Annotated in this window: 6 protein-coding genes and 3 pseudogenes; 2 read left to right on the plus strand and 7 right to left on the minus strand. The window is 63.3% G+C overall.

Annotation, left to right across the window (positions count from 1 at the left end; translation table 11 throughout):
- Nucleotides 1-33 precede the first annotated feature (33 nt).
- Both WCE35_RS19085 and WCE35_RS19090 read left to right on the plus strand, forming a co-directional pair.
- Nucleotides 34-660: pseudogene (locus WCE35_RS19085) on the plus strand (DUF1186 domain-containing protein); the annotation flags it as partial.
- A 99-nt stretch (nucleotides 661-759) separates the two neighbouring features.
- A pseudogene (locus tag WCE35_RS19090) lies at nucleotides 760-867 on the plus strand (SEC-C metal-binding domain-containing protein); the annotation flags it as partial.
- Nucleotides 868-994: 127 nt separating this feature from the next.
- On the opposite strand, the gene WCE35_RS19095 reads toward WCE35_RS19090, so the two are convergent.
- The 7 genes and pseudogenes from WCE35_RS19095 to WCE35_RS19125 all read right to left on the minus strand — a co-directional run.
- The gene (locus WCE35_RS19095; RefSeq protein WP_424594886.1) at nucleotides 995-1,261 is read right to left on the minus strand and encodes a hypothetical protein; all 267 of its coding nucleotides are present in this window, start codon (nucleotides 1,259-1,261) and stop codon (nucleotides 995-997) included.
- Between the two features lie 1,353 nt (nucleotides 1,262-2,614).
- Complete coding sequence (gene gatB, locus WCE35_RS19100; RefSeq protein WP_424594887.1) at nucleotides 2,615-4,093, minus strand: Asp-tRNA(Asn)/Glu-tRNA(Gln) amidotransferase subunit GatB; 1,479 nt, start codon at nucleotides 4,091-4,093, stop codon at nucleotides 2,615-2,617.
- On the minus strand, nucleotides 4,090-4,395 hold the full coding sequence (locus tag WCE35_RS19105) for a hypothetical protein (RefSeq protein ID WP_424594888.1): 306 nt from the start codon (nucleotides 4,393-4,395) through the stop codon (nucleotides 4,090-4,092). The genes gatB and WCE35_RS19105 overlap by 4 nt, the downstream gene beginning before the upstream one ends.
- Nucleotides 4,396-4,397: 2 nt before the next feature.
- The gene (gatA, locus tag WCE35_RS19110) at nucleotides 4,398-5,873 is read right to left on the minus strand and encodes an Asp-tRNA(Asn)/Glu-tRNA(Gln) amidotransferase subunit GatA (protein WP_424594889.1); all 1,476 of its coding nucleotides are present in this window, start codon (nucleotides 5,871-5,873) and stop codon (nucleotides 4,398-4,400) included.
- The gene (locus WCE35_RS19115; protein ID WP_424594890.1) at nucleotides 5,870-6,082 is read right to left on the minus strand and encodes a hypothetical protein; all 213 of its coding nucleotides are present in this window, start codon (nucleotides 6,080-6,082) and stop codon (nucleotides 5,870-5,872) included. Before WCE35_RS19115 ends, gatA begins: the two co-directional genes overlap by 4 nt.
- A gap of 27 nt (nucleotides 6,083-6,109) precedes the next feature.
- Nucleotides 6,110-6,397, minus strand: a complete 288-nt coding sequence (gatC, locus tag WCE35_RS19120; RefSeq protein WP_424594891.1) for an Asp-tRNA(Asn)/Glu-tRNA(Gln) amidotransferase subunit GatC — start codon at nucleotides 6,395-6,397, stop codon at nucleotides 6,110-6,112.
- Nucleotides 6,398-6,475: 78 nt separating this feature from the next.
- A pseudogene (locus WCE35_RS19125) lies at nucleotides 6,476-6,629 on the minus strand (2-nitropropane dioxygenase); the annotation flags it as partial.

Below are 6,629 nucleotides of genomic sequence, written 5' to 3' on the forward strand. Positions count from 1 at the left end.
CCCGTTCTGGCGCTCGGGCTTTGCACCATCCGGATCGAGGAATCCGCGCCCGCGCTGCGCGCCCTGCTCGAGCGGGCGGCCGACGGCGAGACCCTTTCCGACGACGAGGAACTGCTGCTCTTCAGGGGCCTCTATATCCTGGGCGGTGCGCGAGACACCGAGGCGTGCGGTCCGCTGCTGCGGCTGTTGCGCCGTCCAGGGCACGAACTCGACGACCTGCTCGGCGAGGCCGTCACTCACGGGTTGGCGCGCATTGCCGCGGGCCTGTTCGACGGCGATACCGAGGCCCTGTTCGACCTCATCGTGGATAGCTCCGTCGATGAGTTCGTCCGTGACGCGCTGCTCGGCGCGGCGACCTTCCTCACCTGGCAGGGCCTGATCGCGCGCGAGCGGATGCAGCGCTTGCTCATCCAGTTTTACCAGCAACGACTTGCACCCGACGACGACGAAGCCTGGGCAGGCTGGCTGCGGGCGATCGCGATGCTCGGGCTGCGCGATCTGGCGCCGCTCGTGCACAGCGCCTGGGACGAAGGCCGCATACCGCCGTTCAGCTTCGATCATGACGAATTCGAGCAGGATCTCGCCGATGCGGAGCAGATGCCGGACGACATCGAACGGTTCAATGATCTCAATCTCGGCTACATCGAGGATGTGCTCGAGGCGCTTGAATGGACAGACTACGCCGACGACATCGAAGAGGACGTTTTCGACGAGGAGTTTCCCTTCGGCGACGATCTTTTCGCCGACGACGACTGGACGCCGATCGAGCCGGTCAGAAATCCGTTGCGCCATGTCGGGCGCAACGATCCCTGCCCCTGCGGCAGCGGCAAGAAAGCCAAGAAATGCTGTCTCGCTCGCCAGGATTGAGACGGATTCAATTTCATCGCTTGGGTCTTACGAGTCCAGGGCACATCGCCGGCATACCGCGGGCGACGACACCGGCCCGTCGGACCAGTCGAAGCTCGAATGATCGCAGCGGCTGTCGAGCCACCTCTCAGTGCGCCGTCATCCAGGCGCGCGCCTCGCGCTGGGCGACGGCGATTTCGACATCCGACATGATCTCGGCGACCTCGCGACGAAGCGCGATCGCGTCGCTGCGCCCCTTCAGCGCCGCAAGGTTGAACCACTTGTGGGCCGCGACGAGATTGACCACGCCGGAACGGCCGCTCGCCCAGTACAGCCCGCGCTCGAACAGCACGTCGGGGATTTCCGTCGCCTCCACCGGCGTTGCGCCATCCAGATCGAATTGCCCCTGAAACATGATAGGCTCCCCTTGTTATTTGTTGGCCGCCCTTTGTCCCGAGCGCGGCCCCCATCCAATGTCAAAACGTCCCGTTATTTCCTCTCGCCGTTGGCCGGCTTGTTGGGATGATCATGGCCGATCAAATTTGAAGGGCAGTTTAAGGTTCGCGATGAACGGGATGTAAACGTGCGCGCCGCGCGCGCCTTCACGGAATCGCAGAAGTGCCCGTCTCGCAAGGGTTGGGCCGGGATCGTGAGGTTCGGTTTACCCTGCCGTTTCGCACAACGATAACCATCGCGGGCAAGTGCCAGCCCCGGATGCCAAAGGGCACGTCCGTCGGACCGGCGATGTGGGGGCTTTCGGGAAAATCAGAAGTGCCGGGCGAAATCGCGCGGCAACTGGAACGAGGGCGTCGGCGAACACGTCAGGATCAGATTTCACGATCGGGCTTTGGAGCCCGGTGAAATTGCGGAGCCGAAAGCAGATCCGCACCGAACGAAGAAAATCTGTTTCTTCTGCCGGACCGTTTTTGAAAGAGCGAGCTTTTGAAAGCGCGCACTCCCTGTCATACGATCCAGCCGTTTGACCTGATGTCTCGCCGACACCCTCTTTCGTCGACCAGAGCCATGTTTTCGGATTTGCTTCGAGAAGCAGATCGTCCGAAGGCTCCTGTGACGCGCCGGCATCAAGCCGCCGGCAATCCTCTCAGGCGAGACTTACTTCTTCTTCTTGGCGACCTTGCGGGTCTTCTTCGCAGTCTTCTTCACTGCGCTCTTCGCCTTCTTCGCCTTCTTCGCTTTCTTGGCCATATTGCCCTCCTGATGTAGTGAGATGGCTTAATCGCTGCGTGCACTCGGGAATCGAAATGCACTGCATCCCGAATACACCAACACGTCGAAAAAAACAGCGCCCAGCTTAAGGAAGTGTTGATGCTGCGATGGCAGGGCGCGCGCCGCGGGTTGATCGAGCGCACGACAATATGTTCGCGGGATGATGCGAAAAGCGCGGCAATGACCGGCATCGCCGTTGGTCGATATTGCAGGAATCGCCTGTGCCGCAGTTGTTTCCGTGATTCATGGTTGCAACGCGCGACGCGCGATCGATGCCGTCGCTATCCGACGATGGCGTCCGAAAACGCGTTTCGCGGACTCTGAGTCGCGAACTTTGGCAATAAAAAAATTTTCGTGACAACAGGGTTAGCGTCTCACTGCCGCTCGCCAAAACCGATTTTCCGGACCAATCGCCGTCGCCGATTCGTGATGGCATTTCTCGCCATGACGATGGATCGGGCTCGCGACCAACCATCGGTGGACGCCGGCGCCCATCGAAACGGGATGCCGACGCTGACGCCGTCGTCCCGTTTCGGGACGCTCAGATCCCGAGCCTGGACTTGAGCAGATCGTTGACGGCCTGCGGGTTGGCCTTGCCGCCCGACGACTTCATCACCTGGCCGACGAACCAGCCGACCAGTTGCGGCCTGGCTTTCGCCTGCTCGGCCTTTTCCGGGTTGGCGGCGATGATATCGTCGACCACCTTCTCGATCGCGCCGAGGTCGGTGACCTGCTTCATGCCGCGCGCTTCCACCAGCGCGCGCGGGTCGCCGCCTTCCTGCCAGACGATCTCGAACAGATCCTTGGCGATTTTGCCCGAGATCGTGCCCTCGCCGATCAGATCGACGATCGCCGCAAGCTGAACCGCCGAGACCGGAGAAGTCGAAATGTCCCGGCCTTGCTTGTTGAGGCGCCCGAACAGCTCGTTGATCACCCAGTTGGCGGCGAGCTTGCCGTCGCGGGCCTTGTCCGCAAGTTTTGCCAGCACGGTTTCATAAAAATCCGCGCTCTCGCGTTCCGCCACCAGCACGCCGGCATCGTAGGGCGACAGTCCAAAACCCTCGATGAAGCGTATCTTCTTCTGGTCCGGCAGTTCCGGCAGTTCCGCCTTTAGGGCGGCGACATAGGCTTCGCTGAATTCCAGCGGCAAAAGATCGGGATCCGGGAAATAGCGGTAGTCGTGCGCCTCCTCCTTGGAACGCATCGAGCGCGTTTCGCCCTTGTTGGGGTCGAACAGCCGGGTTTCCTGATCGATGGCGCCGCCGTCCTCGATGATGTCGACCTGACGCCGCGCCTCATATTCGATCGCCTCGCCGATGAAGGCGATCGAGTTCATGTTCTTGATCTCACATCTGGTGCCGAGCGGACCGCCGGGCCTGCGCACGGAAACATTGACGTCGGCGCGCAGGGAACCCTTCTCCATGTCGCCGTCGCAGGTGCCGAGATAACGCAGGATCGAGCGCAGCTTGGCGAGATAGGCCTTGGCCTGCTCGGCATCGCGGAGGTCCGGCTTGGAGACGATCTCCATCAGCGCGACGCCGGAGCGGTTGAGGTCGACATACGACATGGTCGGGCTCTGGTCGTGCAGCAATTTGGCGGCGTCCTGCTCCAGATGCAGCCGCTCGATCCCGACCGTCACGGTTTTGCCACCATCCAGCTCGACGACCACCTCGCCCTCGCCGACGATCGGCGACTTGTACTGGCTGATCTGATAGCCCTGCGGCAAATCCGGATAGAAATAATTCTTGCGGTCGAACACCGAGCGCAGGTTGATCGTTGCGTTCAGGCCCAAACCGGTGCGCACCGCCTGCCGGACGCATTCCTCGTTGATGACAGGCAGCATGCCCGGCATCGCGGCATCGACCAGCGAGACCTGGCTGTTGGGCTCGCCGCCGAATTCGGTCGATGCGCCCGAGAACAGCTTTGACTTCGAGGTGACCTGGGCATGGATTTCCATCCCGATCACGACTTCCCAGTCGCCGGTCGTTCCCTTGATCCGTTTTGCACCTGTCGCACTCATGCGCTTCCACTCCCAAGCAGCGCGGAAGCGATCCGCTCCCATTCGGATTCAGCCGAGTCTTTCGCCACCGGCTGGCCCGCCTTTCGATACCAATAGCCGGCATTGCCGAGATCGCCCTCGACGCGATGCAGATAGGCATGGACCCAGGCGGCGTCAGCGGTCGGTTCGTCCTGAACGATCTTGTGCGCCTCGTCCCATCCGCCCTTTGACGCCCCCTTGGCCGCCCACCACAGCGCGGCGAGTGGCGCGTCCAATTGTGGCGCGGGTGCGGCGCCCGACAGGCTAGCCTTGAACTCCGCCATGGTCACCACCACCTCGCTGGCGTGAACCGCCCGGCCGCCTGCTCGACCACCTCGCCGAGCGAGAACAGCGTCTCCTCGTCGAACGGACGGCCGATCAGTTGCAGGCCGAGCGGCAGGCCCTGGGCGTCCTGGCCGGCGGGAACCGCGATCCCCGGCAGTCCCGCCATGTTCACCGTCACCGTGAAAATGTCGTTGAGATACATTTCGATCGGGTCGGCGCCGGCTTTCTCGCCGATGCCGAACGCGGCCGACGGCGTCGCCGGCGTCAGGAGCGCGTTGACGCCCTTGGCGAAGCAATCCTCGAAGTCTTTCTTGATCAGCGTGCGCACCTTCTGCGCGCGCAGATAATAGGCGTCATAATAGCCGGCCGAGAGCACATAGGTGCCGATCATGACGCGGCGGCGGACCTCGGCGCCAAAGCCTCCCGCGCGGGTGTTCTCGTACATCTCGCCGATCGAGCGGCCGGGCGCGCGCAGGCCGTAGCGCACGCCGTCGTAGCGCGCCAGGTTCGACGAGGCTTCCGCGGGCGCGACAATGTAATAGGCCGGCAGCGCGTATTTGGTGTGCGGCAGCGACACCTCGACGAGCTCAGCCCCGGCCGCCTTCAGCCAGGCCGCGCCTTCGCGCCAGAGCTTTTCGATTTCCGCGGGCATGCCGTCGAGGCGATACTCTTTGGGAATGCCGATCTTCATGCCGTGCACGGATTTCCCGATCGCGGCTTCGTAGTCCGGCACCGCGCGATTGGCCGAGGTGGTATCCCTGGGATCGTGACCGGCCATCGAGCGCAGCAGGATCGCCGCGTCGCGAACGGTGCGCGCAATCGGCCCGGCCTGATCGAGCGAGGAGGCAAAGGCGACGATGCCCCAGCGCGAGCAGCGGCCATAGGTCGGCTTGACGCCGACGGTCGCGGTGAACGCCGCGGGCTGGCGGATCGAGCCGCCGGTATCGGTCGCGGTGGCGCCCATGCAGAGCTGTGCTGCGACCGCCGACGCCGATCCGCCGGACGAGCCGCCCGGCACCAGCGACGTATTGGAGCCCTCGCGCCGCCACGGATTGACCACCGGGCCAAAGCACGAGGTCTCGTTCGACGAGCCCATCGCGAACTCGTCATTGTTGAGCTTGCCCAGCATGACCGCGCCATCGCGCCAGAGCTGCGAGGTGACGGTCGATTCATAGGGCGGCACGAAATTGCCGAGAATTTTCGAGCACGCGGTGGTTCTGACATCTCTGGTTGCGAACAGATCCTTGATGCCGAGCGGAATGCCGGCGAGCGGGCCGCCCTCGCCCCTTGCGATCTTCGCGTCGATGGCGCGTGCCATGGCGCGGGCCTGATCCGGCGTCTCCAGCACGAAGGCATTGAGCGCGCGCGCCGCCGCCATCGCGGCCAGATGCGCATCCGTCAGCTCGAGCGAGGTGAAAGACTTTTTCGCGAGGCCACTTCGAGCCTCGGCGATCGTCATCGATGTCAGATCGGTCATTTATTGATCGGGCTGCAGAAGAACGGAGACAACGTCTTGTCGCGGGCGGGATCGTCTTGTCCGGCGCGGGCCTTGTCGGCGGCCTCGAGCTGATCGAGCACGGCGTCCATCGCCTTGTCGGGATCGGCGGCCTTGCCCTGCCGCGCCATCGCGTCGAGATAGTTCATATAGGCCTGATAAGCCTTTTCATCGTCGCAGAGCAGACACATCGGATTTCCCGCCTCAAAAAAGAGAGTTTACTCCACGACCTTCGGCACCAGAAAGAAATGGTTCAAGGCATCCGGCGCGTTCCGGACCACCTCGTCGGCGATGTCGCCGTCATCGACCACGTCCGGCCGCTTCTTCATTGCCATCGGGGTCACCGAGGTCATCGGCTCGACGCCCTCGACATTCACTTCCGAAAGCTGCTCCACGAAGGCCAGCATCGCGTTCAATTCGCCCTGCAGATCGGGAACTTCGGCCTCGGTGACCGCGATCCGCGCCAGATGCGCGATGCGGCGAACGGTCGTGGCATCAACGGACATGATATATGGCCTCGAACGGGAAACTCAGCCCGCCGTATAGCAGAGGCCGCTTTTGCGCCGCAACCTCGGTTGCCGCCGTCAGCCGGCCATCCGGCCGAGCTGCGCCAGCGCGTGACCCGCGAGCGCCCGGGTCAATTCGGCCGCCGGCATCTCGCCCCCCATCCGCACCGCCTGCCCGGCCCAGAGATTGGTGAAATCGACCCTGCCGAGCTTTTCGGCCGCCGCCTTGAGC

The sequence above is a fragment of the Bradyrhizobium sp. genome, assembly GCF_049691595.1.
Classification (GTDB): domain Bacteria; phylum Pseudomonadota; class Alphaproteobacteria; order Rhizobiales; family Xanthobacteraceae; genus Bradyrhizobium.

Bases quoted from the DNA above. Each gene is read 5' to 3' on its own strand.
- WCE35_RS19095 (WP_424594886.1), bottom strand. From the start codon at position 1,261: ATGTTTCAGGGGCAATTCGATCTGGATGGCGCAACGCCGGTGGAGGCG.
- gatB (WP_424594887.1), bottom strand. From the start codon at position 4,093: ATGAGTGCGACAGGTGCAAAACGGATCAAGGGAACGACCGGCGACTGG.
- WCE35_RS19105 (WP_424594888.1), bottom strand. From the start codon at position 4,395: ATGGCGGAGTTCAAGGCTAGCCTGTCGGGCGCCGCACCCGCGCCACAA.
- gatA (WP_424594889.1), bottom strand. From the start codon at position 5,873: ATGACCGATCTGACATCGATGACGATCGCCGAGGCTCGAAGTGGCCTC.
- WCE35_RS19115 (WP_424594890.1), bottom strand. From the start codon at position 6,082: ATGTGTCTGCTCTGCGACGATGAAAAGGCTTATCAGGCCTATATGAAC.
- gatC (WP_424594891.1), bottom strand. From the start codon at position 6,397: ATGTCCGTTGATGCCACGACCGTTCGCCGCATCGCGCATCTGGCGCGG.